General features: G+C 49.0%; 24 protein-coding genes. 16 read left to right on the top strand and 8 right to left on the bottom strand.

Annotation, left to right across the window (positions count from 1 at the left end):
- The first annotated feature begins 103 nt into the window (after positions 1 to 103).
- Both MKY22_RS14420 and MKY22_RS14415 read left to right on the top strand, forming a co-directional pair.
- A complete protein-coding gene (locus MKY22_RS14420; protein ID WP_214728391.1) occupies positions 104 to 925 on the top strand; it encodes a DUF6612 family protein in 822 nt (273 codons plus the stop codon).
- Positions 926 to 1,403: 478 nt separating this feature from the next.
- Positions 1,404 to 2,762, top strand: coding sequence for an alanine/glycine:cation symporter family protein (locus MKY22_RS14415; RefSeq protein WP_056064159.1), 1,359 nt, complete (start codon positions 1,404 to 1,406; stop codon positions 2,760 to 2,762).
- A 192-nt stretch (positions 2,763 to 2,954) separates the two neighbouring features.
- Here MKY22_RS14415 and treC read toward each other — a convergent pair whose 3' ends face one another.
- The 8 genes from treC to MKY22_RS14375 form a co-directional block, all read right to left on the bottom strand.
- The gene (gene treC / locus MKY22_RS14410; protein WP_341089510.1) at positions 2,955 to 4,595 is read right to left on the bottom strand and encodes an alpha,alpha-phosphotrehalase; all 1,641 of its coding nucleotides are present in this window, start codon (positions 4,593 to 4,595) and stop codon (positions 2,955 to 2,957) included.
- A gap of 21 nt (positions 4,596 to 4,616) precedes the next feature.
- Positions 4,617 to 6,056, bottom strand: coding sequence for a PTS system trehalose-specific EIIBC component (treP, locus tag MKY22_RS14405; protein WP_214728387.1), 1,440 nt, complete (start codon positions 6,054 to 6,056; stop codon positions 4,617 to 4,619).
- 157 nt (positions 6,057 to 6,213) lie between these two features.
- Positions 6,214 to 6,921 (bottom strand): trehalose operon repressor, encoded by a 708-nt coding sequence (gene treR / locus MKY22_RS14400; protein WP_069940043.1) that lies wholly within the window; start codon positions 6,919 to 6,921, stop codon positions 6,214 to 6,216.
- A gap of 128 nt (positions 6,922 to 7,049) precedes the next feature.
- Entirely contained in the window at positions 7,050 to 7,697 is a 648-nt protein-coding gene (locus MKY22_RS14395) for a DUF4352 domain-containing protein (protein ID WP_214728385.1), read from the bottom strand.
- A gap of 11 nt (positions 7,698 to 7,708) precedes the next feature.
- Positions 7,709 to 9,067, bottom strand: coding sequence for an alkaline phosphatase (locus tag MKY22_RS14390; RefSeq protein ID WP_214728383.1), 1,359 nt, complete (start codon positions 9,065 to 9,067; stop codon positions 7,709 to 7,711).
- Positions 9,068 to 9,236: 169 nt separating this feature from the next.
- Positions 9,237 to 10,214 (bottom strand): hypothetical protein, encoded by a 978-nt coding sequence (locus MKY22_RS14385; protein WP_214728381.1) that lies wholly within the window; start codon positions 10,212 to 10,214, stop codon positions 9,237 to 9,239.
- A complete protein-coding gene (locus MKY22_RS14380; RefSeq protein WP_035410673.1) occupies positions 10,207 to 11,073 on the bottom strand; it encodes an ABC transporter ATP-binding protein in 867 nt (288 codons plus the stop codon). Before MKY22_RS14380 ends, MKY22_RS14385 begins: the two co-directional genes overlap by 8 nt.
- The gene (locus tag MKY22_RS14375) at positions 11,067 to 11,435 is read right to left on the bottom strand and encodes a GntR family transcriptional regulator (protein WP_029342757.1); all 369 of its coding nucleotides are present in this window, start codon (positions 11,433 to 11,435) and stop codon (positions 11,067 to 11,069) included. The genes MKY22_RS14380 and MKY22_RS14375 overlap by 7 nt, the downstream gene beginning before the upstream one ends.
- A gap of 156 nt (positions 11,436 to 11,591) precedes the next feature.
- Between MKY22_RS14375 and prfA the strand changes: the two genes are divergently transcribed.
- The 14 genes from prfA (at position 11,592) to MKY22_RS14305 (ending at position 24,015) form a co-directional block, all read left to right on the top strand.
- Positions 11,592 to 12,650, top strand: coding sequence for a peptide chain release factor 1 (gene prfA / locus MKY22_RS14370; RefSeq protein WP_047394495.1), 1,059 nt, complete (start codon positions 11,592 to 11,594; stop codon positions 12,648 to 12,650).
- Complete coding sequence (gene prmC, locus MKY22_RS14365) at positions 12,650 to 13,498, top strand: peptide chain release factor N(5)-glutamine methyltransferase (protein WP_149427928.1); 849 nt, start codon at positions 12,650 to 12,652, stop codon at positions 13,496 to 13,498. Before prfA ends, prmC begins: the two co-directional genes overlap by 1 nt.
- Complete coding sequence (locus MKY22_RS14360) at positions 13,495 to 14,493, top strand: L-threonylcarbamoyladenylate synthase (RefSeq protein WP_214728377.1); 999 nt, start codon at positions 13,495 to 13,497, stop codon at positions 14,491 to 14,493. Before prmC ends, MKY22_RS14360 begins: the two co-directional genes overlap by 4 nt.
- A gap of 17 nt (positions 14,494 to 14,510) precedes the next feature.
- On the top strand, positions 14,511 to 15,026 hold the full coding sequence (locus MKY22_RS14355) for a low molecular weight protein arginine phosphatase (protein WP_023469513.1): 516 nt from the start codon (positions 14,511 to 14,513) through the stop codon (positions 15,024 to 15,026).
- A gap of 5 nt (positions 15,027 to 15,031) precedes the next feature.
- A complete protein-coding gene (gene rpiB, locus MKY22_RS14350; RefSeq protein WP_029342752.1) occupies positions 15,032 to 15,472 on the top strand; it encodes a ribose 5-phosphate isomerase B in 441 nt (146 codons plus the stop codon).
- Entirely contained in the window at positions 15,472 to 16,011 is a 540-nt protein-coding gene (locus MKY22_RS14345; protein WP_149427926.1) for a TIGR01440 family protein, read from the top strand. The genes rpiB and MKY22_RS14345 overlap by 1 nt, the downstream gene beginning before the upstream one ends.
- 111 nt (positions 16,012 to 16,122) lie before the next feature.
- Positions 16,123 to 17,382, top strand: coding sequence for a serine hydroxymethyltransferase (gene glyA / locus MKY22_RS14340; protein ID WP_290777686.1), 1,260 nt, complete (start codon positions 16,123 to 16,125; stop codon positions 17,380 to 17,382).
- Positions 17,383 to 17,456: 74 nt separating this feature from the next.
- Positions 17,457 to 18,125 (top strand): response regulator transcription factor, encoded by a 669-nt coding sequence (locus MKY22_RS14335; protein WP_214728371.1) that lies wholly within the window; start codon positions 17,457 to 17,459, stop codon positions 18,123 to 18,125.
- Positions 18,122 to 19,477: a HAMP domain-containing sensor histidine kinase gene (locus MKY22_RS14330; RefSeq protein WP_214728369.1), complete on the top strand. Its 1,356-nt coding sequence runs from the start codon at positions 18,122 to 18,124 to the stop codon at positions 19,475 to 19,477. The genes MKY22_RS14335 and MKY22_RS14330 overlap by 4 nt, the downstream gene beginning before the upstream one ends.
- 75 nt (positions 19,478 to 19,552) lie before the next feature.
- The gene (locus MKY22_RS14325) at positions 19,553 to 20,581 is read left to right on the top strand and encodes an ABC transporter permease (RefSeq protein WP_341089487.1); all 1,029 of its coding nucleotides are present in this window, start codon (positions 19,553 to 19,555) and stop codon (positions 20,579 to 20,581) included.
- Positions 20,578 to 21,246, top strand: a complete 669-nt coding sequence (locus tag MKY22_RS14320) for an ABC transporter ATP-binding protein (RefSeq protein ID WP_290721651.1) — start codon at positions 20,578 to 20,580, stop codon at positions 21,244 to 21,246. Before MKY22_RS14325 ends, MKY22_RS14320 begins: the two co-directional genes overlap by 4 nt.
- A gap of 154 nt (positions 21,247 to 21,400) precedes the next feature.
- Positions 21,401 to 22,357: a hypothetical protein gene (locus tag MKY22_RS14315; protein WP_290777677.1), complete on the top strand. Its 957-nt coding sequence runs from the start codon at positions 21,401 to 21,403 to the stop codon at positions 22,355 to 22,357.
- A gap of 72 nt (positions 22,358 to 22,429) precedes the next feature.
- Positions 22,430 to 23,059: a uracil phosphoribosyltransferase gene (gene upp, locus MKY22_RS14310; protein ID WP_023469504.1), complete on the top strand. Its 630-nt coding sequence runs from the start codon at positions 22,430 to 22,432 to the stop codon at positions 23,057 to 23,059.
- Between the two features lie 212 nt (positions 23,060 to 23,271).
- Entirely contained in the window at positions 23,272 to 24,015 is a 744-nt protein-coding gene (locus MKY22_RS14305; RefSeq protein ID WP_341089479.1) for an HNH endonuclease, read from the top strand.
- The last annotated feature ends 61 nt before the right edge of the window (positions 24,016 to 24,076 follow it).

Raw genomic sequence — 24,076 nt, 5'->3', positions numbered from 1 at the left:
ATTTGTTTTGAAGAAGAACGGTAATGAGGTAATAAAGAAACTTTGAAACATTTTCCAATATTTTTCGTAAATCAGGGTAACGCGTATAAAGGAGGAAATGAATATGAAGAAAACAAGGTGGGTAGCAGCTGGGATCGTCGCAGCATCGATTGGACTAGCTGGATGTCAAGATGGGCAGACAGATTCGGGTAGTGGCAGTGGGTCTGGTTCGACGAAGTCGGGGGAACTCTCGAATACGGAATTACTGAATAAAGCGACAGCCGCTCAAAAAGATATTAAATCGTTCCACATGGAGGGGACAGTCAATTCAAAAGCAGGTGAGATGGCAGTAGATCAGAAGGTATCAGCCGATATCATCCAGAAGCCGCTTACAATGCATCAGACGATGACGATGAAAAATCCACAGGACGGTAAGGACATGTCGATCGAGAGCTATATCGTCGACGATAAGATGTATCTATCGCAAAACGGACAATGGCTCGTTCAAGATGTCTCGGAGCTAGGTGATATGGTTGAGGCGATGGAGTCATCGGCATCGACGGATCAAAATCTCAAGCTACTGAAAAAGTACAAAGACAACTGGACCGCCAAAAAAGAGGGTGACGTTTATCAAATCGACGTCAAACTAAAAGGGGACGACCTCAAAGCATTCATGAAGGATTCGCTCGAGCAGACAGGACAGATGGCACAGATGAAAGATGCGATGGACAGCATCGATTACAAGAAAATGAACTACACGATGACGTATGATGCGAAAACATTCTATCCGAAATCACTCGATATGGATATGGTCTTCGCGGTCGAGAAAAATACCGATTTCACGATGAAAAACCAATCGACGTTCTCGAAATTCAATGAGATCAACGAAATCAAATTACCTGCGGAAGCAAAAGATGCACAACCGCTCACAGGTGCAGCACAATAAACATCGAAGTCCCCTCTCTTCCATGAAGATGAGGGGACTTTTTTGAGACTTGGAACTGACGAAGAACTTCTTTTAGTGCTTCCGTCTGTTTTTGACTGACGGAAATCTGTTCGTGCATATCGCGGAATGCTTGAGCGTCATCCTAGTATTGAATCGAGATAGCTTCGAATAGATCATTGTCATTGACGACTTTCGTATCGATGAAGGACAGCACCCCACCGGACGCGGCATTCAAATGTTCGATCGTCTTGAGTGGCAAGTTCGTAGGTTTTGCCTGCAGTTGGCGAAGAGGACCGAAGATCGATTATAAAATCAAAATAATAAAGATTACACTGAACACTCCGATGACAACGATCGTAGTGAATTATTGAAATGAAGAAGTATCAAAATAGTTTCATAAAAAAATAGTTTGACAATTATCAGTAAATTCTGAAAAAATGGTAAAGAACTACATATTTCATAAAGGGAGGTAACACGAATGGGAAATTCATTTAGTGACTGGATCAGTACGGTGTCCAATCTTGTTTGGGGACCACCGTTACTTATTCTGTTGGTCGGTACGGGGATTTACTTGACGATTCGCTTAGGATTCATTCAAATTACCAAGCTACCGTATGCGCTGAAGCTCGCGTTTTCAAAGCATCAGGACGATAAGTCGGAAGGCGACATCAGTCACTTTCAAGCATTGATGACGGCACTGGCTGCGACCGTCGGTACGGGGAATATCGTTGGTGTCGCAACCGCCGTCGTCCTCGGTGGACCGGGTGCGATCGTTTGGATGTGGTTGTCCGGTCTATTCGGGATGGCGACGAAGTATGCGGAAGCAATCCTTGCCGTCAAGTACCGTGTCGTTGATGAAAATGGACAGATGGCAGGGGGGCCAATGTATTATCTCGAGCGTGGGCTGAAGCAGAAATGGCTGGGTGTCTTGTTTGCCGCATTCGCTTCAATCGCTGCGTTCGGGATCGGGAATGGGGTCCAGACGAATTCGGTCGCCCTCGCGATGAAATCAACGTTCGATGTGCCACTTTACGTGACGGGGATCGTATTGATGGTACTGACAGGCGTCGTCATTCTTGGTGGGGTCAAATCAATCGGAAAAGTTGTCAGTTTGTTTGTTCCGTTTATGATTTTCTTCTATGTTGGAAGTGGATTACTGATTCTCGTCATGAACTATGACTTGATTCCAGGTGCGATTTCGACGATCTTCAGCAGCACGTTCTCAAGCGAAGCAATTACGGGTGGCGCGATCGGGGCGGCGATTCGTTATGGTGTCGCGCGTGGTGTCTTCTCAAATGAAGCGGGTCTTGGTTCAGCACCGATTGCAGCCGCTGCAGCGAAAACGGACTTCCCAGGACGTCAAGCGCTCGTTTCGATGACGCAGGTGTTTTTAGATACATTGGTCGTCTGTTCGATCACAGGTTTGACGCTCGTCATGGGAGGACAACTTGATACGAAGTTACAAGGTGTTGAATTGACGACAGCAAGCTTCGAGGTCTTCCTCGGTCCTGCCGGAAAATACATCGTCACGATTGGACTCGTCATGTTTGCTTATTCGACTGTTCTTGGCTGGTCGTATTATGGCGAAAAATCAATCTATTATCTATTCGGTCAAAAATCGATCCTCCCATACCGTATCCTGTTCGTCTTAGTCGCCGGAGCGGGTGCGATGACGACGAACTTGAACATGGTCTGGGCGATTTCCGATGTCTTCAATGGATTGATGGCGATTCCGAACTTAATCGGTTTGATTGGATTGTCCGGTGTCGTCATTGCTGAGACACGACTGTTCCGCGAACAGTTGAGACGAGAAGAAGCGAATCGGAAAGTTTCGTAGAACATGCGAAAATGAAAGACTCTGCCATCCTCGCTTTCCCTGACAAAAGCATGTACCATGCTTTCTTTTCCTGTAGGAGTCGAGGAATAGGCATTCACATTCTATATCTATTCAACAAAAGAGAAGATTGGTTTCTAGGGTATCCCTTGGAAACCAACCTTCTCTTTTTTGCGTGTGCTCCGTCCCATTCAATCACTTTTTACGATAAAGCATCAGTGATTCATAAGGTCGTAACGTTAAAGTGTACCCCTCTGTCTGCATCTGCTGATAATTATGAAGCAACACCGTATAGTCCGATCCGTCATGAGGTAACGTGAACGTCGTGTCCGTTCCGTAGAAATTCGAGACGACGAGTAATTCTTCTTCATTCGTTGCGCGTTCGTACGCCCAGAGTGATGGATCGTCCGGTGTCAACAGACGGTACGAACCATCCGTGAGCACGTCATACTGTTTGCGGAGTTGAATCAACCGTTTGTAATGATGATAGACTGAATCAGGGTCTGCGACAGCAGCCTCGACATTGATCTGATCGTACGTCGGCGAGACCGGGATCCATGGCTCACTTGTACTAAAGCCACCGTTGACGGCGTCCGACCAAGGCATCGGTGTCCGCGCGTTATCGCGTGATTTTTGACGGATCGCAGCGAGAATTGCTTCTTCCGATACGCCGTTGGTCCGTGCTTCTTGATAGGCATTCAATGTCTCGACATCACGGTAGTCGGACAGATTCGTGAAGTCCGGATTCGGCATTCCGATCTCTTCTCCTTGGTAAATATACGGTGTACCTTGCAAGCCATGAAGCGTTGTCGCGAGCATCTTTGCACTCTCAACACGATACGCGACGTCGTCACCAAACCGGCTGACGACGCGGGGTTGGTCATGGTTGCACCAAAAAATTGCGTTCCAGGCTTGTCCGTTCATGCCAGTTTGCCAGTCGGAGAAAATTTGTTTCAACTGCTTGAAGTCAAACGGTGCAGCCGTCCATTTCTCACCGTTCGGATAATCGACCTTCAAGTGATGGAAGTTGAACGTCATCTTCAGTTCTTGATTTTCGAGCGAAGAATATTGAAGACAATGTTCAAGCGACGTCGACGACATCTCACCGACCGTCAAGAGATCGTGTCCGGCAAAAACGGCTGCGTTCATCTCTTGCAAGTAGTCATGAATGTTTGGTCCGTCCGTATAGTACGCACGTCCGTCTCCCTCGGGATCATTGGGAAGCCCTGGCGTCTTCGAGATTAAGTTGATGACGTCGAGTCGGAAGCCGCTGACCCCTTTATCCCGCCAAAAGCGCATCATGTTGTAAACATCTTCTCGTAAACGTGGATTTTCCCAGTTCAGATCCGCTTGCGTCTTGTCGAACAGGTGCAAGTAATACTTGCCAGCTACCTCATCAAATGACCAAGCGGGACCGCCGAATTTCGATACCCAGTCGTTCGGTGTCTCGCGCCAGATAAAATAGTCGTGATACGGGCTGTCCGGGTGACGTCCTTCTTCGAACCAAGAGTGCGACGTCGAGCAATGGTTGACGACGATATCCATCATGACAGACAGACCGCGTTGTTTTGCTTCTGCAAGTAACATCTCGAAATCGTCCATTGTTCCGTAGGATGGATCAATCGCGTAATAGTCACTGACATCATATCCATTATCGTTTTGCGGTGAGGCATAGACCGGCGTCAACCACAGGTAATCGACACCAAGATCCGCCAGATAATCGAGTTTGGCCGTGACCCCACGCAACGTACCGGTCGCTTTGCCCTCCGGACTATAAAAACTCTTCGGATAGATTTGATAAACGGCGGATTTGCGCCAATCGGTTGTCGTGATCATCAGATACACACCTTTCTGAAATTACGCCGCTTTTTTCAGTGCGGCTTTTTTTGCGCGTTTCGTTGAGACATAGTGGAACAGGAACGTACAGGCAATAGGAACGATAATCGCGATCACCATGCCGACGATGAATGACAGAATCGAGCCTGGTACGATCGAAATGAAAGCAGGTAATCCGCCAACACCGATCGCAGGAGCAAGAACGCCACTGACGGCGATGAAAGCTGACGCGATCGCTGAACCGACGAGTGCCGCGTAAAATGGATATTTGAACCGGAGATTGACCCCGAACATGGCCGGTTCCGTGATCCCGAAGTAGGCGGATAAAGCGGACGTTGACGCCATGTTTTTATCGTTGACGTTTTTCGCGAGGAAAAGCATCGCGAGTGTTGCTGAACCTTGAGCGATGTTCGAAATCGCGATCATCGGCCAGATGAACGTCGTTCCGCTCTGTCCAATCAACTGTAGGTCAACAGCGATGAACATGTGGTGCATGCCGGTAATGACGAGCGGCGCATAGAGTGCGCCGAAGAGTAAGGCACCAAGTAACGGAACAGCTTCGAACGTATTGACGACACCAATCGTAATCCAGTCACCGACTTGACGCGTGACCGGTCCGATGACGGCAAGGGCAAGGAATCCGGTCAATGTGATCGTCGTAATCGGTACGACGAGTAATTGAATCGCATTCGGTACGCGTTTTTTGAGCCATCGTTCAATCGTACTGAGAACATAAGCAGCGGCGAGCACAGGGAGTATTTGTCCCTGATAACCGACTTTTTCAATTTCAAACAGACCGAGAATGTTGAACGTCGGGATTTCACCTTTTAGAGCACTTTGTCCGTAGTTCCATGCGTTTAAGAGATCTGGGTGAACAAGCATCAGACCCATGACGATCCCGAGAATCTCACTTCCGCCGAAGCGTTTCGTCGCTGACCAACCGACGAGTGCCGGGAGGAAGACGAAGGCGGTGTTTGCCATCATATTGATGAGATCCCAAAGTCCTTGTAAGTTTGGATAACGATCGATCATCGTCTTGCCACCGAACTCGATACCGAATAGATTATTGATTCCCATTAAGAGACCAGCAACGATGATCGCCGGGATGATAGGCATGAAGACATCAGAAAAGACTTTGATCAACTTTTGGAACGGATTCATCTTGGCAGCGCCAGACGATTTAACATCTGCGATCGTTGTTGCCTGTAAACCGGTTAATTGAATGAATTCTGCATAGACCCGGTCGACGTCTCCGGCACCAATGACGATTTGATAGACACCCGCGTTCAAGAACGCGCCTTTGACGAGCGGAACTTCAAGTAAGGCTTCTTGATCGACAAGCTCTTGATTCTTAAGCGTTAAGCGAAGACGGGTGACACAGTGAGCTGCCTGCTCAACGTTCTCCTTACCTCCGATGTTCTCAATGATTTGCTCTGCAATCTGACGATAGTTTGGTTTCATCTCGATGCTCCTTTTTGGAAGTGACGTACTCGACCACTTTTGAAATGAAAACGTTTTCTTATCTGCGCACACTTATCTTAACTTATCTATATGAGTTGGGGAGAATAAAAAAGAGAGAATCCGTCATCTACGAATTCCCTCATCTTGCAGCCTATATTCAACGACGTGCAATATCAGTGAACTGAAACTTATCGAGCCGGTGACGCGATTCCGTCCGTTCGAAATGTTGTCCTTCATAGAAATACGTATCGTTCGTGACAACGATGACATGCGTCATATCGTGAAGGTCGAGTCGTTCTTGGTCTTCCATTGTCGCAGGGCGAGCTTCGATTTTTCGTTTTGCGTAGCTGATCTGCCGACCAAGTGTCTCTTCGATGTACTGATAGATCGAACCTTGAGCGATGTCAGTCGTGAGTCCGGGTACGAGTGCTGTCACGAAATGATTGATGTCACGGATGACACGTTCACCATCGATTTGGCGAATTCGCTCGATGCGCGTCACGTCCGTTCCTTGTGCCACATGTAATAACGAAGCGAGTTCAGCAGAAGCGGAAAGGACTTCGCAGGATAAAACATCCGTCTCGACGGTATGACGCCCCATCCGGCGATGTGCTTCCGAGAAGCTGACGATGCCGTTGAATTGGAACTCGATCGCTTCTTGCGACAGGACGAAGACACCTTTCCCCTGGTGTTTACGGACGAAGCCTTTTTCTTGCAGGGCATCAATCGCTTTTCGAACCGTTCCGCGGCTCGCCTCGAATTCATGCATCAATTCCGTTTCAGAAGGTAATTTCGTTTCGGCCGGGAGCGTTCCTTCCTGAATCCGCTGTGCGAGCTCGTGATAGATGTTTAAATACTTCGGCATATGATCCGTCCTTTACACTCAAATAATGTCTTTAGTGTAGCATGGAACGATTACAGGCATCAAAATAGCTCCACCTATGATCCGGACATGACCGGAAAATAGATAGAGCGTAGAAGTGTGAATGTCAGTCAACGAAGAGACGTCGAAAACGTCGTTCCTTTTTTGAGGACATCTTGTTTTTCATCGAGAACATCACTCGTCAAGAGTTCAATCGAGTCAACCGGATGTTCCAAGATGAAGCCGAAGTTACCACTCCGTGACTCGGACGGGGCATAAGTCTTCGCAAGCGACTCCAAATAGACGTCGTCCTCGAGCGTCTTTTCTGCCGCAGCATCGAGTTTGAAGTGGGCGACAGGATTGAACGTGACCGGTTCATTACTTGTGTTCTTGATCGTGACCCGTGTCTTGATCAAATCAAAGGATTCATCGTGCGTAAAGCCATGGAAGAAATCAATCATGCCATAGCTTGGACGAGCATGGAATACTTTGATCTCTTCGATCGTCATCTCGATCGGACCAATCTTCCGTGTTTCGTTCACTCGTTTGAATTGTTTAAGCGTCAGGTCGCCCTTATCATCCGTGACGGTCTGATCGATTTTTGTCAAATCGCGATCGTCTGGAATTTGCGGGTTTGGAACGTAGGCGCTTGTTTTTTCAAGCGATACCGGCTGCTCCTGTTTCGCAGACGCTGGTTCTTTTGGTGTGTCTTGTGATGCTGAAGTGCCACAACCAGCGAGCACCGTCCCGAGCATCAAAGTAGCAAGTATCTGTCTCATGAACATTCTCCTTATTTCTTCGATTTCAAGAGATCGAAGATGATTTTCGCGTGATCCGTGTTGTCGACTTGTCCCGCGAAACGTTCTTTAGCAGGACCGAAAGCATAGACCGGTACGTCTTCACCTGTATGTCCACCCGTAGTCCAGCCTGTATGCGAGCGTTCGTTGAAGATTTCTTCAATCGCATTATCGATCTCGAGTAATTTCTTCGATTCAGCAGCGCGGGAGACGCTGTCGATTTCTTGATCCGTCAAGGCGAGTTTGTCTTGGTCGATGTACTTCATTAACGTTTTCCGTACGTCCGCGCCTTCGACGATTTGCTGCGCCATGAAGTCAGGTGTCTTCTTCGCTGCTTTGATTGGCTCAGCGAACCAGTTGTAAATGCCATCCGCACCAATCGAGTAACCGCCAGTCGAGTGGTCGGCTGTTGCGACGACGAGTGTATGCTTATCCTTCTTCGCGAAAGCGATCGCGGCTTTAAAAGCACGTTCGAAATCTTCCATCTCACTCATCGCACCGACGATATCATTGTCATGTCCTGCCCAGTCAATTTGACTGCCTTCGACCATCAGGAAGAATCCTTTTTTATTCGAATCAAGTCGCTTGATTGCGGCGTTCGTCATTTGAGCAAGTGACGGGACTGAGTTTTCGCGATCGATTCGTTTAGGTAATCCACCGTCTGCGAACAATCCGAGCACTTGTTTATTTTTATCCGCTTGCAGCTGATTGAGGTCAGTGACATAGCTATAGCCATCTTTCTTGAACGCTTTCGTCAAATTGACGTCTGGACGGACGAAGTTCGATTTCCCACCCCCGAGCATGACATCAATCTTATGTTTGCCGTTCACACGTTCTTTGAAATAGTCATCTGCAATCGCATTCATGTTTTTACGACTTTCGTCATGCGCACCGAATGAGGCAGGTGTTGCATGCGTGATTTCCGATGTCGCGACGAGTCCTGTTGACTTACCACGTTCTTTCGCTGCTTCAAGGACGGTCTTGACTTCCGATTTATCATTATCGACCGCAATCGCTGCATTGTACGTCTTCACACCAGAGGACATCGCTGTCGCGGCAGAGGCGGAATCGGTGATATTCTCCTTCGCATCTTCCGGATACGTCATCTGTTGACCGACGAGATAGGGATCAAAGGCTGTTTTTTCAGCCATCGTCGTCGAAGGATCGTTCTTTAAGTAACGGTGTGCAGACGTGTATGAGACACCCATGCCGTCACCAATCAGGAAGATGACGTTCCGGATTTCGGGTGAGTGAGTATGTTTGGCTTTCGCTTCGGCTTCCGGCATCGAAATCATCGTACTCAGGGAAAGGGTCGATAAGGCAAAAATCGGGATCAGACGTTTTAGTTTCATAGGGATTCCTCCTCGAAAGGTAATGGGTTATGGCGCTACGACCTACAAACACAACCTTACGCAGAAAATATGAAATCCATATGGACCGTCTGTAAAGGTTTGTGAAGAAACGATGACAAACGAATAGCCCTTCTGAAAAATTATCTCAGAAGGACTACTTGTGTATAGATTAGCGACTCCATCCGATCATCCGACGGTAGGAACTGAACGTCGGCCATGCGAGAATGACGATCGCGAGCCAGTACAGGAACTGGTTCTCGGACGAAATCAGACCAATGATTCCTGCGAGCAGGATCGTCGTGTAGATCGAGAACGTAATGATCAGTGCTGGGTGTAGTTTTGGGAAAATAGTGAACCGACCGAGTCGTTCGTTCGCTCCGCGGATATATAGGCGGCTACCAAAGAAGAGTAAGGCAATCGTCAAAGCTAAACAGAACAAGACGGGATACATTAGATTCAGATCGACATTACTTTCGAAAAAGAGTGCGAAGGGTGTCGTGATCGTCATCAGGAAACTTGTTGGCTTGTCTAACTCCTCGTAGGTCACACCGAAACCGAGCAGGGCGACGGCGTAGATGCTGAAATACGTGAAGTAGTTCAAGAACAAGAAGAACGTGCCGAGCAACAGTTGTCCGATGATATCACCAGCGATTGTTCCGGCGAATAAGAAGATCGTCAAAATCGTCACATCAAATAGAAGGAAAAGACCAAAATCTTGGAAGAGTGACGACCACGTGACGTAATCAAACGGATTGATACCGCCGAACGCTTGCAGCAACAACCAGCTGACGAAGAAGCCGATGATCGGAAACAAGATCAGTGTTACGACGCCAATCGCCCATTTGATCCAGAACAACCAGACCTTCGGAAACGGCAACGCGTGCAAAATCAGGCTGCGACCACTCCCGCGCTCGGAACCGAGCATCAGGATCGCGAAGACAGCAATGAGAATCGCTGCGAATCCGGCGAAAAAGGGACTGACGAGTACGGTGTTGAGTAGAGCAGGTTGCTGAGACGCCTCGTAATTCTCGAACTCATTGATGACGGTATAACTGCCGAACCCATAGCTGAAGATCGCAAGCAGAATGAAACAAGCGAGCGGCCAGATGCCTTGTTTGATATGATAACGGATCAATTGCTTAACCATGTCGTTTCCCTCCAAATGTCCCTAAGAAGTAATCTTCCATCTGCACTGGCAAAGCATCTTTTAACAAGGGGTTCGTCGTTTCAAGATACTGCGCGCCTGCATCGGATAAGACGAGCAATGTCACGACCCGACCTGTTTGGGATAAGACGTGAAGATCAGCGTGTGACAATTCCGGAACGTCCTCATAGACGACTTGCCATTTCTGCATGCTGGCTTTGGCATCATCGAGTGCTTTGGGTTCACGGACGAGATGCTTTTCGATCGTCATGACACGGTCAGCGAGTGAATCAAGTTCTTCAAGTTGATGCGAAGCGATCAGGACCGCTGTCTGGCGTTCCGCAAGCAATGATACGAGCTGTTTCAGATAATCACGTTTGTTGATTCGATCGAGTCCGTCTGTTGGTTCATCCAGCAAGAGGACCGGAGCATTCGTCGCGAACGCAAGTTGAAGAAGGAACAACTGGGCTTGTCCTTTGGATAATGACGTCACGCGACGTCCGCGATCGAGGTTTGACGAACGACAATAGTTTTCGATGTACGTTTTCTCGAAGTTCGGATAGAACGCATTGTAGAAGTTGATCAGTTCGCCGAGTGTCATCTGGCGGTAGACGGAAACAGAATCCGGAACGAGGAAAAGGTGCTCCCGCGTCTTCGGAACGTGATGGATCGACTCACCATTCCATTCGACTTTCCCGCGGGTCGGCTCGAGCGCTCCAACGAGTGTTTTCAGTAATGTCGTTTTTCCGGCACCATTACGACCAATCAAGGCAGTAATCGTTCCTGCCGGCAGGGTGAAGGATGCATTTTCATAAATCATGGTACGGTCAATTTGTTTCGTCAGATGAGAAACGGTCAACATGAGGAATCCTCCCTTATGTGTAAAATGTGTTGATAAAGTTCTTCGTTTGAGATGGATAATTCGTCGGCGATGGCACAAAGGCGGATGAGTGGATCTTGGATGGCGGCTTGTTTGACTTCATGAAGTGGGATGTCTGAGATGAAGGAGCCTTTACCGCGCATCGTGACGATGAAGTTGCGGCTCTCGAGTTCCTGATAGGCGCGGGAGACAGTGTTCGGATTGACAAGGAGTGTACCGGCAAGTTCACGGACGGATGGCATCTGTTCGCCGGAGCGGAGTAGACCACGGGCAATCGAGCGGATGATTTGAGCGACCAACTGTTCATAGATCGGTAACGGACTTTTCGGATCAACGGTGAACATTTCTTCACCTCCTTAAGTGTACTAATTCAATTAATACACTAATTATAGGAATTTAAAACCCGTCTGTCAACGTTTCTTTTCAAGAAGACGATGACGCCATCGATCGCAATATTTGCTATACTGACGACAGAAGAATCGCCAGGAAGGATGACCGAGATGTTGGATCGATTGAGTGCGTTAGAGGACCGTTATGAAAAACTGAATGATATGTTGGCTGATCCAGCCATCATCAATGATACGAATCAATTGCGAGAGGTCTCAAAGGAGCAGTCACAACTTGCGCCGACCGTCGAGACGTACCGTGTCTATCGCGAGAAGATGGAAGCTTATCAAGAGGCACGTCAAATGTTGACGGATCCGGAGATGCGCGACCTTGCGAAGGAAGAAGTCGCGATGCTTGAGCCGGAGATCAAAGAGCTCGAAGCCAAGCTGAAAGCTTTATTATTACCGAAGGATCCGAATGACGATAAGAACGTCATCGTCGAGATTCGTGGTGCGGCAGGCGGAGACGAGGCAGCCTTATTTGCGGGTGACCTTTTCAAGATGTACTCGAAGTTTGCTGAGAAACAGAGCTGGAAGATTGAGATCATCGATGCAAGCTACACGGAACTCGGTGGCTACAAAGAGATCATCTTCATTGTCAAAGGAACGGGTGCTTATTCGAAGTTGAAGTACGAGAACGGGGCACACCGCGTCCAACGCGTTCCGTCAACGGAATCCGGCGGACGGATTCATACATCTACTGCAACGGTTGCCGTGTTGCCGGAAGCAGAAGACGTCGAAGTCGAAATCCATGATAAGGATGTCCGAGTCGATACGTTCACGTCGAGTGGACCGGGTGGCCAGTCCGTCAATACGACACAGTCCGCTGTCCGTGTCACGCACGTGCCGACGGGAATCGTCGCCAGCTGTCAGGATGAGAAGTCGCAAATCAAGAACAAGGAAAAAGCGATGAAGGTCTTGCGCGCGCGTGTCTACGATAAGATTCAACGCGAACAGCAAGCTGAATATGATGAAAAACGAAAGTCGGCAGTGGGTACGGGTGACCGTTCGGAACGAATCCGGACGTATAATTTCGCACAAAATCGCGTGACGGACCATCGCATCGGATTGACGATTCAAAAGCTTGACCGAATCTTGCAAGGCGAGATGGATGAAGTCATCGATACGCTCGTCATGGAACATCAGGCACGGGCATCGGAGGCGGCAAACTGATGCGGATCGCAAAACGTCTAAATGAGGCAAAAACGATGATGGAACAAGCAGGACGCGAGGGTTCAAGTGCCGAATGGTTACTCATGCACGTCTTGGATGTCGACCGGACCGGACTCCTTGTCCGTCTGTCAGATGAATTGACGCCGGAGCAAGATTTACGTTTCAGTGAATACTTGCTTGCTCATGTTCACGGCGTGCCCGTTCAGCATTTAATCGGCTATCAGCCGTTTTATGGACGGGATTTCCGTGTCACACCGGATGTCTTGATTCCACGACCGGAAACGGAAGAGTTGATCGTCTTCGTCACGGAGCGTCTCAAACGTGAGTCGTTCACCGCGGGACAGATCGTCGACATCGGAACTGGGAGTGGAGCGATAGGAATCACGCTCGCCCTCGAACTCGAACAACCGGTCACGACTGTCGATATTTCACCGGCCGCTATTACTGTCGCGAAGCAAAATCAAGCAGCGCTTGGTGGAGACGTGACGTTCCTTGAAGGAGATCTACTAGCGCCACTTGCGGACGATTCCGTGCGGGTGCTTGTCTCGAACCCGCCTTATATCGAGGAAGAAGAATTACTCAGTGAGGTCGTATTCGACCATGAACCGCATCTCGCTCTGTTTGGCGGAAAAGACGGTCTCGTCTTTTACCGACGACTCGTCGAGGAGAGCGGACGGGTCCTACGCGACGATTTCCGACTGATTGCGTTTGAAATTGGACACAATCAAGGACCGGAAGTGCAAATGATGTTAAAAGAACGTTATCCAAATGCGGAAACGGGTATTTTAAAAGATATAAACGGTAAAGACCGTATCGTGTATGCGGAACGAAAGGATTGTACAGCGTGAAGACGGAAATGATTGACTTACAGACGATGGATGAAGCAGTTCGGTTATTGCAGGAAGGAGAGGTCGTGGCGATGCCGACCGAGACCGTCTATGGTCTCGCGGGGGACGCGACAAACGAAGCGGCTGTTCGGCGAATTTTCGCCGCGAAGGGTCGACCTTCCGACAATCCACTGATTGTCCATGTCGCATCCGTAGAACAGGCACATCAGTTCGTCACGCACATTCCAGATGTCGCGGCACGTTTGATGGAGGCGTTTTGGCCAGGAGCCTTGACGATCATCCTCGAATCGAACGGCACCGCATCCACACTCGTCACAGCAGGACTAGATACGATCGGATTACGGATGCCAGACCATCCGCTTGCGCTTCAATTGATTGAAGCGACAGGGCTGGGTCTCGCAGCACCGAGTGCCAACCGTTCCGGAAAACCTTCACCGACGTCATCTGCGCACGTCGCACATGACCTCTCGGGACGCATCGCTGCGATCGTCGATGGAGGGGAGACGGGCATCGGGGTCGAATCGACTGTCATCGATTGTACGATGACGCCACCGGCGATTTTACGACCGGGCGGCGTGACACGCGAACAAATCGAGGCAATCATCGGTCCTGTCACACTCGATCCTGCCTTATCGATGAAAGATGTTACACCGAAGGCACCCGGAATGAAATATACCCATTATGCGCCGGAAGCAACACTTTCCGTAGTCGAGGGAGATCTTTCATTCTTACAGCAACTCATCGATGATGCACGACAAACCGGACACAAGACGGGCGTTCTCCTGTTCGACGGGGAGGATGTCGACGCAGATGTTCGCTGCTCCCTTGGTAATTCGATGGAGACAGCGGCACAACGTCTTTACGATTGTTTACGGCGATTTGATCAGACGACGGTGGATCAGATTTTTGTACGAGACCTATCAGAAGAAGGGGTGGGGCTTGCGGTCCGCAACCGCCTCCATAAAGCAGCAGGTGGTCGGGTCATTCGCCCTTGAAGAAGGAGGATACGGAGATGAGCACACGTCGCGTTTTATTCATCTGTACAGGAAATACATGCCGTAGCCCGATGGCGATGGCGTTACTACGCTCGAAAGTCGCTGATCAGGAATTTGACGTCCGTTCAGCAGGACTACGTTCGATGCAAGGATTCGATGCGTCAGAGAACGCACTGCAAGTGTTACGCGAACGCGGCATCGAACTCGAGCACTATACGCAAGTCTTCGATGATGTACTCGGACGCTGGTCTGACATCATCTTGACGATGACGCGTCAGCACAAGCAGGAAGTCGGTGAACGGTACCCGGAACTGAAGGAACGGACGTTCACTCTATATGAATATGTGACAGGGCTTGAACGGGACATCAACGATCCGTACGGCGGATCGATGAACGTCTATCGCCAAGTACGCAATGAACTCGAACCCCTCGTCAATCGTCTTGTGTTAAAATTAACGCAGAACGGAAACGGAAGAAAAGCTCCGGATACACGGAAACTTCCGAAAAAACAACCTAAACAAACGGGGGAATAGTAAAGATGAAAGTAGCAATCGGCGCGGATCATGGCGGTTTTAAGTTAAAGGCAGAAATCAACGACCTCTTACAAGAGCTCGGCATCGACTATACGGACTTCGGTACGCATTCAGCCGACTCAATCGATTATCCAGATGTCGCGATTCCAGTCGCTGAGGCAGTCGCGAACGGAGAGTTTGATCGTGGCATCTTGATTTGTGGAACAGGTATCGGGATCGGAATCGCAGCGAACAAGGTCAAGGGCATCCGAGCAGCACTCGTCCATGATACGTTCAGCGCGAAAGCGACGCGTCAGCACAACGATTCGAACATCTTGACGATGGGCGAACGCGTCATCGGTCCAGGACTGGCTCGTGAGATCGCACAACTTTGGCTTGAAACGGAATTCGAAGGCGGACGTCATGAGAACCGCGTTTGCAAAATCTCAGATTATGAGGTGAAGTAATGGACTTGACACGCATCCAGCACGATTTAGAAGAAGCACTGAACGCTCTGGATGAACGATTTTCCTTAAAAGGAAAATTGCTCGTGATCGGCTGTTCGACGAGTGAAGTCATCGGCAAACAAATCGGCAAGGCGGGTTCACCGGAAGTCGCGGACGCGTTGTTCGACGTTTTCGATGCCTTTCGTCGGTCGCACCAAGTCGATCTTGCCTTCCAAGGCTGTGAGCATATCAACCGAGCGCTGACGCTTGAGCGGCAAACGGCAGAACGACTCGGGCTTGATCCAGTAACGGTCGTTCCGGTTCCGGAAGCCGGTGGATCGATGGCGAGTGCTGCCTACCAACGCTTCTCGGCACCGATCGTCGTCGAAGCGATTCAGGCAGACGCCGGGATTGATATCGGTGATACGTTCATCGGCATGCACTTGAAAGCTGTTGCGATTCCAGTGCGCTTGCCGCACAAGGAAATCGGTGAGGCACACGTGACGGCAGCTGTGACACGACCGAAATTAATCGGTGGGGCACGTGCTAAATACGAATGATTGATGCAAGGGGTTGCGCACCCCTTGCTTTTTTGATGTTGTTTTTAGGGATGCCGGGAACGAAACATTCGTGTTAAGATAGGTCTATCGAAATGAAATGGGGGAATTCAGATGGAACAAACACCGCTTACGTATCTGAAACAACAAGATGAGGCACTCTTTTCGGCAATGCGCCAGGAACTAGGTCGTCAACGGGATAACATCGAATTGATCGCATCCGAGAACTTCGTCTCGCAAGCTGTCATGGAAGCACAAGGCAGTGTCTTGACGAACAAGTACGCAGAAGGTTACCCAGGTCGTCGTTATTATGGTGGCTGTGAGTATGTCGATCTCGCTGAGAATTTAGCACGCGACCGCGCGAAGGAAATCTTCGGTGCGGAGCACGCGAACGTGCAACCACACTCGGGTGCACAAGCGAACATGGCGGTCTACTTCACGATTCTCGAACAGGGCGATACGGTCCTCGGGATGAACCTATCGCACGGTGGTCATCTGACGCACGGTAGTCCCGTCAATTTCTCCGGTGTCCAGTACAACTTCGTGGAATACGGTGTCAATCAAGAGACAGAAATGATTGACTACGACGTCGTCGCGAAATTAGCAGAAGAGCACAAACCAAAATTAATCGTAGCGGGCGCATCGGCGTATCCGCGCGTCATCGACTTCAAGCGGTTCCGTGAAATCGCAGACAGCGTCGGTGCTTACTTGATGGTCGACATGGCACACATCGCTGGACTCGTCGCAGCAGGTCAACATCCGAACCCAGTCGAGCATGCACACTTCGTCACGACGACGACGCATAAGACGTTGCGTGGTCCACGTGGTGGGATGATTCTCTGTAAAGAAGAGCATGCGAAAGCAATCGATAAAGCCATTTTCCCAGGCATCCAAGGTGGTCCACTCATGCATGTCATCGCCGCGAAAGCTGTCGCGTTCGGTGAAGCTCTTGCACCAGAGTTCAAGGACTACATCGGTCAAGTCGTCACGAACGCAAAAGTCCTCGGTGAGGAATTGACGAAGCGTGGACTCCGGATCGTCTCAGGCGGAACGGACAATCACTTGCTCCTCGTTGACTTGCAACCACTCGGTATCACAGGTAAACTCGCCGAGCATGCGCTTGACGAAGCTGGCATTACGGTCAACAAGAACACGATTCCGTTCGACCCAGCGAGCCCGTTCGTCACGAGCGGTATCCGGATCGGAACGGCAGCGATGACATCTCGCGGATTCAAGGAAGCTGAGATGAAAGAAATCGCCGAGTTGATCGAACTCGTTTTGAACCACCCGGAAGAAGCAGACGTTCTCGCACAAGCACGTGAGCGTGTCGTTGCGTTGACAGGTCGTTTCCCACTCTACCCAGAGCGCGGATGACTGTCATCCCCTTCATCCTTTTCATTTTGAGAAGGGGGAAGGGGATTTTGTTTGTCTAAAAAAGGAGGAGTACGATGTATATTCTAGTCGCAGAAGATGATCCTCATATCCAAGCCCTTGTCGTGTCAACGTTACAAGCCGACGGGCATTCCATCCGAGCGACAGCAGACGGAAACGAAGCGCTTGCTTGGATCGAGAAGATGACGTTCGAAGCAGCCGTACTTGATGTCCTGCTCCCCGGACAGACCGGTCTCGTCTTATGCGAGCGATTACGGCAACACGGGGACATCCCGATCTTGATGCTGACGGCACTCGGGGAGCTGACAGATAAACGGGACGGTTTCGCAGCAGGTGCCGATGATTACATCACAAAACCGTTTGATCCGGAAGAATTAATATTTCGCCTCCACGCTGTGGCTCGGCGCTATCAAAAAGCGGCGCAACCTGTTTTGCATCTTGGAGATGTCACGATCGATAAACGTAGTCAGCTCGTGACGATTCAGTCGACCGAGTGGACACTCCCGCGACGTGAATTCGAATTGTTGCATCAGTTGGCGAGTTTCCCGGGACGGGTCTTCAGCCGCGAGGAATTGATCGAACATGTCTGGGGACTCGATTTCATGGGGGATGACCGGACGATTGATGTTCACATCAAACGTCTCCGTGGACGCTTAAAGGAAACGAATCAGGTGAAGATTGAGACGGTCCGCGGACTCGGCTACCGGTTGGAGGTCAACGCATGAGATCCCTCTATACGAAAATCGTCGGACTCGTCTGCGTTGTCTTACTCGTGTCGGCACTACTGGCGCTCCTGATTAGTAATATTGCCTATTATTCCTTTTGGCAGGACAGCTATAGCCAAAAAGTCGAGGAAGCGGTCGAGACGGCGATCGATTATTATGAAACGCACGGGGACGGAAAGACGGAGTCGTTTTACCGGATGTTACAAGCGACCGGCTTTCAACTTTATGTGCGCACGGACGACGCAATCGAGCGTTACGGAAACCCGTTTCGCAATGAAGCGCTCTCGAATCGGGTCGTCGAGCAAGTGAAGAGTGGTCAACCGTATTACGGAATGCGTGAATATCCGTTCCATCTCTTCTTGCTCGGTCTGTTCGATAACGAAGTCATCAATACGTACGGCACGTCGGTCAAGACGGCGCAAGGCACGGACGCGATCTTCGTCCGACCGGACTTGAGTCGTCAGATCCGTGAGTTGCATCTGTTCGTCGGTCTGTTCCTCGGACTGCTTGTCGTGATCAGTTTCCTTTTGCTTGTCTTTTCAATCCGCTATCTCGTTCGTCCGATCCGACGCCTGACAAAAGCGACGGAACAGATGGCAGACGGTGACTACGGAATCCGCGTCGGAACGAAGGCACGCGATGAAATTGGTGAGCTGTCCCGGCGGTTTGACGAAATGGCAACGGCAGTCGAAGCGTCTGATACGGAACGGCGCCGATTCGTTGCGAACGTCTCGCATGAATTCCAGTCGCCGCTGACGACGATTGCTGGTTACGCGGGACAACTCGATGTGACGGGAGAAGACGTCAGGAAACGGACGGTCATCCGTCAAGAGGCGGAGCGAATGTCGGAGCTGACGCGTCAACTGTTGATCTTAGCGAAGCTCGATGAAGGACGACGCTTCAAACGACAAGCACTTAATCTGCGGACGACTCTTGAGGCGACACTCACGACACTTGCCTTCCAGCTGGATGAGCAAGGAATCGCTGTCGCACTCGATGTTCCGACGGTGATACAAATACAAGCGGATGTCAGTGCGTTGGAACATGTCTTCCAAAATGTCATCCGAAACGCTGTCTCGGTCTCAAAAGACGGAGCGACGATCCAGATTCAAGCAGAGGAACAAGCGGATCAGATCATCATCCGAATCAAGGATGAAGGACCAGGCATGACTGATGAACAGATGAAACATGCCTTCGAACGCTTTTATCAAGGCGATGCATCCCGGACGACGCGCGGAACGGGTCTTGGTCTAGCGATTGTCAAAGAGACGATGCGTCAACTCGGCGGGGATGCGAGCTTGTCGTCCGCTTCATCGGGTCTAACCGTAACGTTAACTTTTTTACGCGCGTGACACCTGCGTTCATGTTCCGTTCATATTGTGGCTGTATCATCAATCCTGTAGCGAACATACAGGAGGGAACACACAATGAAACTAGGATGGAAAGAACTCGTCCGGATGAAAGGGCGATTCAGTTGGATGACGATTGTGACGATGTTGATCGTCTTATTGATCTTGATGATCACCGGTCTTGCAGATGGACTAGCTTATGACAATGGGGCAGCCGTCCGTAATCTGCCGGTCGAACAGTTTGCGCTAAGTAAAGATGCAGAAGGGCAGCTGACCCGTTCATTCTTACAGGCGGATGAGACACCAAAGGGCGCGGAAGCACTCGGTGTCCAGAACATGGTGCTTGAGAAGAAGAATAAAACGAAGGACGACGTAACGGTCTTTGCGTTATCACAGACTACGAAATATGGTCCCAAACAGCTGCAATCGTTGCAAAAAGGGGAGGTACTTGTTGATGCTGCGTATGCGGAGCAACGCGGAACGCGCGTCGGCGATACGATCACGGATTTTCGAACGAAGGAGACGTTCCAGATTGCCGGTACAGTGACGGACGGTCGTTATAGTCATGCACCCGTTCTCTGGATGACGGATGAATCGTGGCAAGCATGGCAATCGAAGATGGGGGCATCATACGTCTCAGCGTATATCGGTCAGTCGTTGCAAACGGATCAAGCGGTCTTCTCAAAACAAGCAGTCGTTGAGAACGTACCAGGCTATGCAGCGGAGCAAAACTCCTTTCAGATGATGCGGGTCGCGCTCGTCGTCATCGGAGCATTGATCCTGACAGCCTTCTTCTATATTTTGACGATGCAGAAGATGAAACAGCTTGGTGTCTTAAAGGCAATCGGTATCCGGACACGGACGATGGGTGCGAGTCTACTCGTACAAGTCATCCTCTTGACGAGCCTCGCCTTTACTGTCAGCGTCGCCATCACCTATCTGACGAGTCGTTTCCTACCGTCGGATCTTCCATTCCGTTTTGAATGGTCGACCAGTCTGATGTACGGGGGCATTTTACTCGTAACGGCAATCCTCGGTGCGCTCGTTCCGTTACGGATGGTCAAAAAACTCGAGGCAGCAGATGCGATGGGAGGAATGAACGGATGATCCGATTAGATCAGATTGAACAAAGTTATGGTGAGATGACGGTTTTACATGACATCAACTTACAAGCAGAAGCGGGTGAGTTGATTGCCCTCGTCGGACCAAGTGGTAGCGGGAAAAGTACATTGCTCCAGTTGCTTGGATTGTTACAGACACCAACGAAGGGTGCCGTCTACTTCGATGATACGTGCGTCAGTGAAGCAGCGGACGAAGAACGTCGTCGTTTGCGACTTGAGGAAGTCGGATTCATCTTTCAAGAATCGCATCTCGTACCATTTTTGACAGCAGGAGAGCAACTAGAGCTGGTCGCGCAGGAAGCGGGGCGAACCGTTGACGTGACATCGGCTCTCGCCGTGTTCGGACTCGAGCACCGGAAAGACCATTTGCCGCACGCCTTATCAGGTGGCGAACGACAACGTGTCGCGATTGCCCGAGCCTTCGTCAATGAACCACGACTTGTACTCGCGGATGAACCGACGGCAAGTCTCGATTATCCGAATGGTCGCCGGGTGATGGAGCTGTTGCAACAACAAGCGCATGTTTCTAACAAGACCGTCATCGTCATCACGCATGACGAACGGATGCTTGATGTCTGTGACCGGATTTGGCGGATTGAAGACGGACGCATCACGGAAACAAAAGTATTCCGATCCTATTCTCATCGTTAAACGATTCATCCTCTTGTTTTCGTACATCGACGTACGAAAACAAGAGGTTTTTTTTCAATGCTTCGTCAAGAAGATAGGGGAAACGAACCATTTGCGGAAGCGTTATCTTTGCTATACTTAACCGTAGTAAAAAAAGATAAAGGTGGAAATAAATGTGAACTTATCAACCTTGATCCAATCAGAACTTCAAGCCATTCAAACGGAACGCCTGACAGAATGGTTCACCCATAAAAGCCACGAGCGCCGGGAATATCACCGGATGCTCGAAGATTTCAAAGCAATCGTCATCATGCAACAGGCAGGATTTTATGAACAGGCAGATGCTCGTTTTGAACAGTGGAAGACCTTACCGATGCCAGCAGAAGTCTATCGTTATCGCCTGGCGATCGCAGGAAAAGCAGGTGGGAAGCGTCTTGCCCAGAAGCGATTGGCATCCTTTCCCATGACGGTTCAGAATCATCCGCAATTGAAAGACTGGAAGCGACTCGGAAAACTGAATCCATGGTGGATTGGTGGAGCCGTTGCTGTCGTCTCTCTCGTTCTCGTCTGGACACAGTTGGATAGCGAACCCGCAACACCAGTCGCAACGAAACAAACAGAGGTCGAGCAACAACTCGCAGCGCTGCAAACGGAAGTCGAACAGTTAAAAGAAAAAAACGAGCAGCTGGCAAGTGAGCAAGAAAAAGCGAAAGCGATTAAGCCAGAGAAGAAGGAGACTTCTTCCGAAACAAAGCAGACGCAACTACCTCCGAAAGAAGCACTCGAGCAAGGGGTTGCTGCCGTTCAGGCGAAAGACTACAAACGAGCAGACAGTGTCTTGACCGGATCCGTCTTGACGAACAAAGAGACAGCAGGTATGGCACGCTTCTATAAGTTGATCACTGCCGGAAAGCTCAAGCAGACGACACAGGTGGATTATATTGCCTATCGGAAAGATTTCCCGAAGTCCGGATACATGAGTGACGTCCTCTGGATGCAAGCGGTCTATGAACAAAAATATAAAAAAGGTGATTATCGTGCGACCTTACAAGAACTCGCGAAACAACCGGACAATGAATGGTCTTACGCCGCAAAAGCAATTCTATCAGGGAAGAGTACGCTCGGGAACTGACGAAAAAACAGTTCCCAAGCAGTACGTTTTTAGAGTACAATGCGAAAAGAGAATGGAGAGGAGATGCAAACAATGAGTAAAGTACATGTATTTGATCACCCATTGATTCAGCACAAGATGACGATCATGCGTAAAGTCGAAACAGGAACGAAACAATTCCGGGAACTTGTCGACGAGGTGGCTTCATTGATGGCATATGAAATCACACGTGACCTTCCACTCACAGATGTCGCGATCGAGACACCGGTCACGAAGACGACGCAAAAGATGATCGAAGGCAAGAAACTCGGGATCGTCCCGATTCTCCGCGCCGGTCTCGGTATGGTCGACGGGATGCTCCGCATGATGCCGAACGTCAAAGTCGGTCACATCGGTTTGTACCGTGATCCGGAGACACTCGAGCCAACGGAATACTACCTCAAGCTCCCAACAGACGTCGCAGAACGTGATTTCGTCGTCGTTGACCCGATGCTTGCGACAGGTGGTTCGGCGGCAGACGCCATCTCCTCCTTAAAGAAACAAGGGGCGAAGAGCATCAAGCTCGCATGTCTCTGTGCAGCACCTGAAGGCGTTAAACGCGTTCAAGAAGAACACCCAGACGTCGACATCTATCTCGCGGCACTCGACGAGAAGTTGAACGACCACGGATACATCGTCCCTGGACTCGGTGATGCAGGAGACCGTCTCTTCGGAACGAAGTAAGAGAAAGTTTGAAAGAAAAAGCTGTGGACAATTTATTTGTCTGCAGCTTTTTTTCAAGCTAAGCTAAGCGAAATTACTTATGATTTTTACAGAGAAAATCGTAAGTAATTTGCATACTGTTGATAAAAGATTTAAATTTAATAAAAATTAATGGCATGAAAAGTACTTTTTATTTTAGTTTTTGTAAAAATAATTTTTTACTGGAGGTAAAAATGAGTACTATTCAATGTATTTTTTGTTTAGAAGAAAAAACACCATCAAAAGAACATGTTTTTCCTGATTCTTTAGGAGGGTTGTTGGTAATACACGATGTATGTAAAGAATGTAATGATAAGTTAGGTGGGAAGGTTGATTATCATTTAGTTGATCATGGATTAATGCAATTAGCTAGATTTGCTAAAAGATTAAAAGGTAAAAAGGGAACTATTCCTAATCCCTTAAGTGTTGGAAAAAGTATAGATGATCCAGATATGACTTTACGATATAAACATACGAATGATGGAATACCAAAGACTCTTTATGTTGTTCCAAATGTAATACCTAATAATGACGGAAAGTACAGAGTAATGGTAGATGCAAGCGAACCTGATAAACTTGTTGAAACCGTAAATAAAGTATTAAAAAGAAACGGATCGGAGTCTATGACAAAAGAAGAGGTATTTTCAAGCGCAAAATACGAAAAAATAGAAAATCCTCGAGTGAATATTAAAATGGAATTAGATATGCATAGTTATCAAAAAGCAATAATCAAAATTATTTATGAAATGACTTACTTTTGGCTTGGTAAAGATTATCTTAATGATAAAATGGCAACCAAAATAAGAAATTACATATTATCAAATGAACTAAAATTAGACAAACTGATCGGAAATGTTGAATCGGTTAATGATAAAAAAGATTTTCTGACAAATTTTGCTCATCCAGATTCTCATGAGAGCGTAAAATATCTTGTGTAAATGAATAAATAGAAAAAGGAAGACCTTTTCTTGTAGAATTAAGTCACCACAACCCATTCAC

The organism is Exiguobacterium sp. FSL W8-0210, assembly GCF_038006045.1.
Classification (GTDB): domain Bacteria; phylum Bacillota; class Bacilli; order Exiguobacteriales; family Exiguobacteriaceae; genus Exiguobacterium_A.
The sequence above is the reverse complement of the archived record's forward strand: the minus strand, read 5'-3'. Positions and strand labels throughout refer to the sequence as shown.

What these genes read in the sequence shown, in the direction of transcription:
- MKY22_RS14420 (WP_214728391.1), top strand. Translation starts at nt 104, where the DNA reads ATGAAGAAAACAAGGTGGGTAGCAGCTGGGATCGTCGCAGCATCGATT.
- MKY22_RS14415 (WP_056064159.1), top strand. Translation starts at nt 1,404, where the DNA reads ATGGGAAATTCATTTAGTGACTGGATCAGTACGGTGTCCAATCTTGTT.
- treC (WP_341089510.1), bottom strand. Translation starts at nt 4,595, where the DNA reads ATGATCACGACAACCGATTGGCGCAAATCCGCCGTTTATCAAATCTAT.
- treP (WP_214728387.1), bottom strand. Translation starts at nt 6,056, where the DNA reads ATGAAACCAAACTATCGTCAGATTGCAGAGCAAATCATTGAGAACATC.
- treR (WP_069940043.1), bottom strand. Translation starts at nt 6,921, where the DNA reads ATGCCGAAGTATTTAAACATCTATCACGAGCTCGCACAGCGGATTCAG.
- MKY22_RS14395 (WP_214728385.1), bottom strand. Translation starts at nt 7,697, where the DNA reads ATGAGACAGATACTTGCTACTTTGATGCTCGGGACGGTGCTCGCTGGT.
- MKY22_RS14390 (WP_214728383.1), bottom strand. Translation starts at nt 9,067, where the DNA reads ATGAAACTAAAACGTCTGATCCCGATTTTTGCCTTATCGACCCTTTCC.
- MKY22_RS14385 (WP_214728381.1), bottom strand. Translation starts at nt 10,214, where the DNA reads ATGGTTAAGCAATTGATCCGTTATCATATCAAACAAGGCATCTGGCCG.
- MKY22_RS14380 (WP_035410673.1), bottom strand. Translation starts at nt 11,073, where the DNA reads ATGTTGACCGTTTCTCATCTGACGAAACAAATTGACCGTACCATGATT.
- MKY22_RS14375 (WP_029342757.1), bottom strand. Translation starts at nt 11,435, where the DNA reads ATGTTCACCGTTGATCCGAAAAGTCCGTTACCGATCTATGAACAGTTG.
- prfA (WP_047394495.1), top strand. Translation starts at nt 11,592, where the DNA reads ATGTTGGATCGATTGAGTGCGTTAGAGGACCGTTATGAAAAACTGAAT.
- prmC (WP_149427928.1), top strand. Translation starts at nt 12,650, where the DNA reads ATGCGGATCGCAAAACGTCTAAATGAGGCAAAAACGATGATGGAACAA.
- MKY22_RS14355 (WP_023469513.1), top strand. Translation starts at nt 14,511, where the DNA reads ATGAGCACACGTCGCGTTTTATTCATCTGTACAGGAAATACATGCCGT.
- rpiB (WP_029342752.1), top strand. Translation starts at nt 15,032, where the DNA reads ATGAAAGTAGCAATCGGCGCGGATCATGGCGGTTTTAAGTTAAAGGCA.
- MKY22_RS14345 (WP_149427926.1), top strand. Translation starts at nt 15,472, where the DNA reads ATGGACTTGACACGCATCCAGCACGATTTAGAAGAAGCACTGAACGCT.
- glyA (WP_290777686.1), top strand. Translation starts at nt 16,123, where the DNA reads ATGGAACAAACACCGCTTACGTATCTGAAACAACAAGATGAGGCACTC.
- MKY22_RS14335 (WP_214728371.1), top strand. Translation starts at nt 17,457, where the DNA reads ATGTATATTCTAGTCGCAGAAGATGATCCTCATATCCAAGCCCTTGTC.
- MKY22_RS14330 (WP_214728369.1), top strand. Translation starts at nt 18,122, where the DNA reads ATGAGATCCCTCTATACGAAAATCGTCGGACTCGTCTGCGTTGTCTTA.
- MKY22_RS14325 (WP_341089487.1), top strand. Translation starts at nt 19,553, where the DNA reads ATGAAACTAGGATGGAAAGAACTCGTCCGGATGAAAGGGCGATTCAGT.
- MKY22_RS14320 (WP_290721651.1), top strand. Translation starts at nt 20,578, where the DNA reads ATGATCCGATTAGATCAGATTGAACAAAGTTATGGTGAGATGACGGTT.
- upp (WP_023469504.1), top strand. Translation starts at nt 22,430, where the DNA reads ATGAGTAAAGTACATGTATTTGATCACCCATTGATTCAGCACAAGATG.
- MKY22_RS14305 (WP_341089479.1), top strand. Translation starts at nt 23,272, where the DNA reads ATGAGTACTATTCAATGTATTTTTTGTTTAGAAGAAAAAACACCATCA.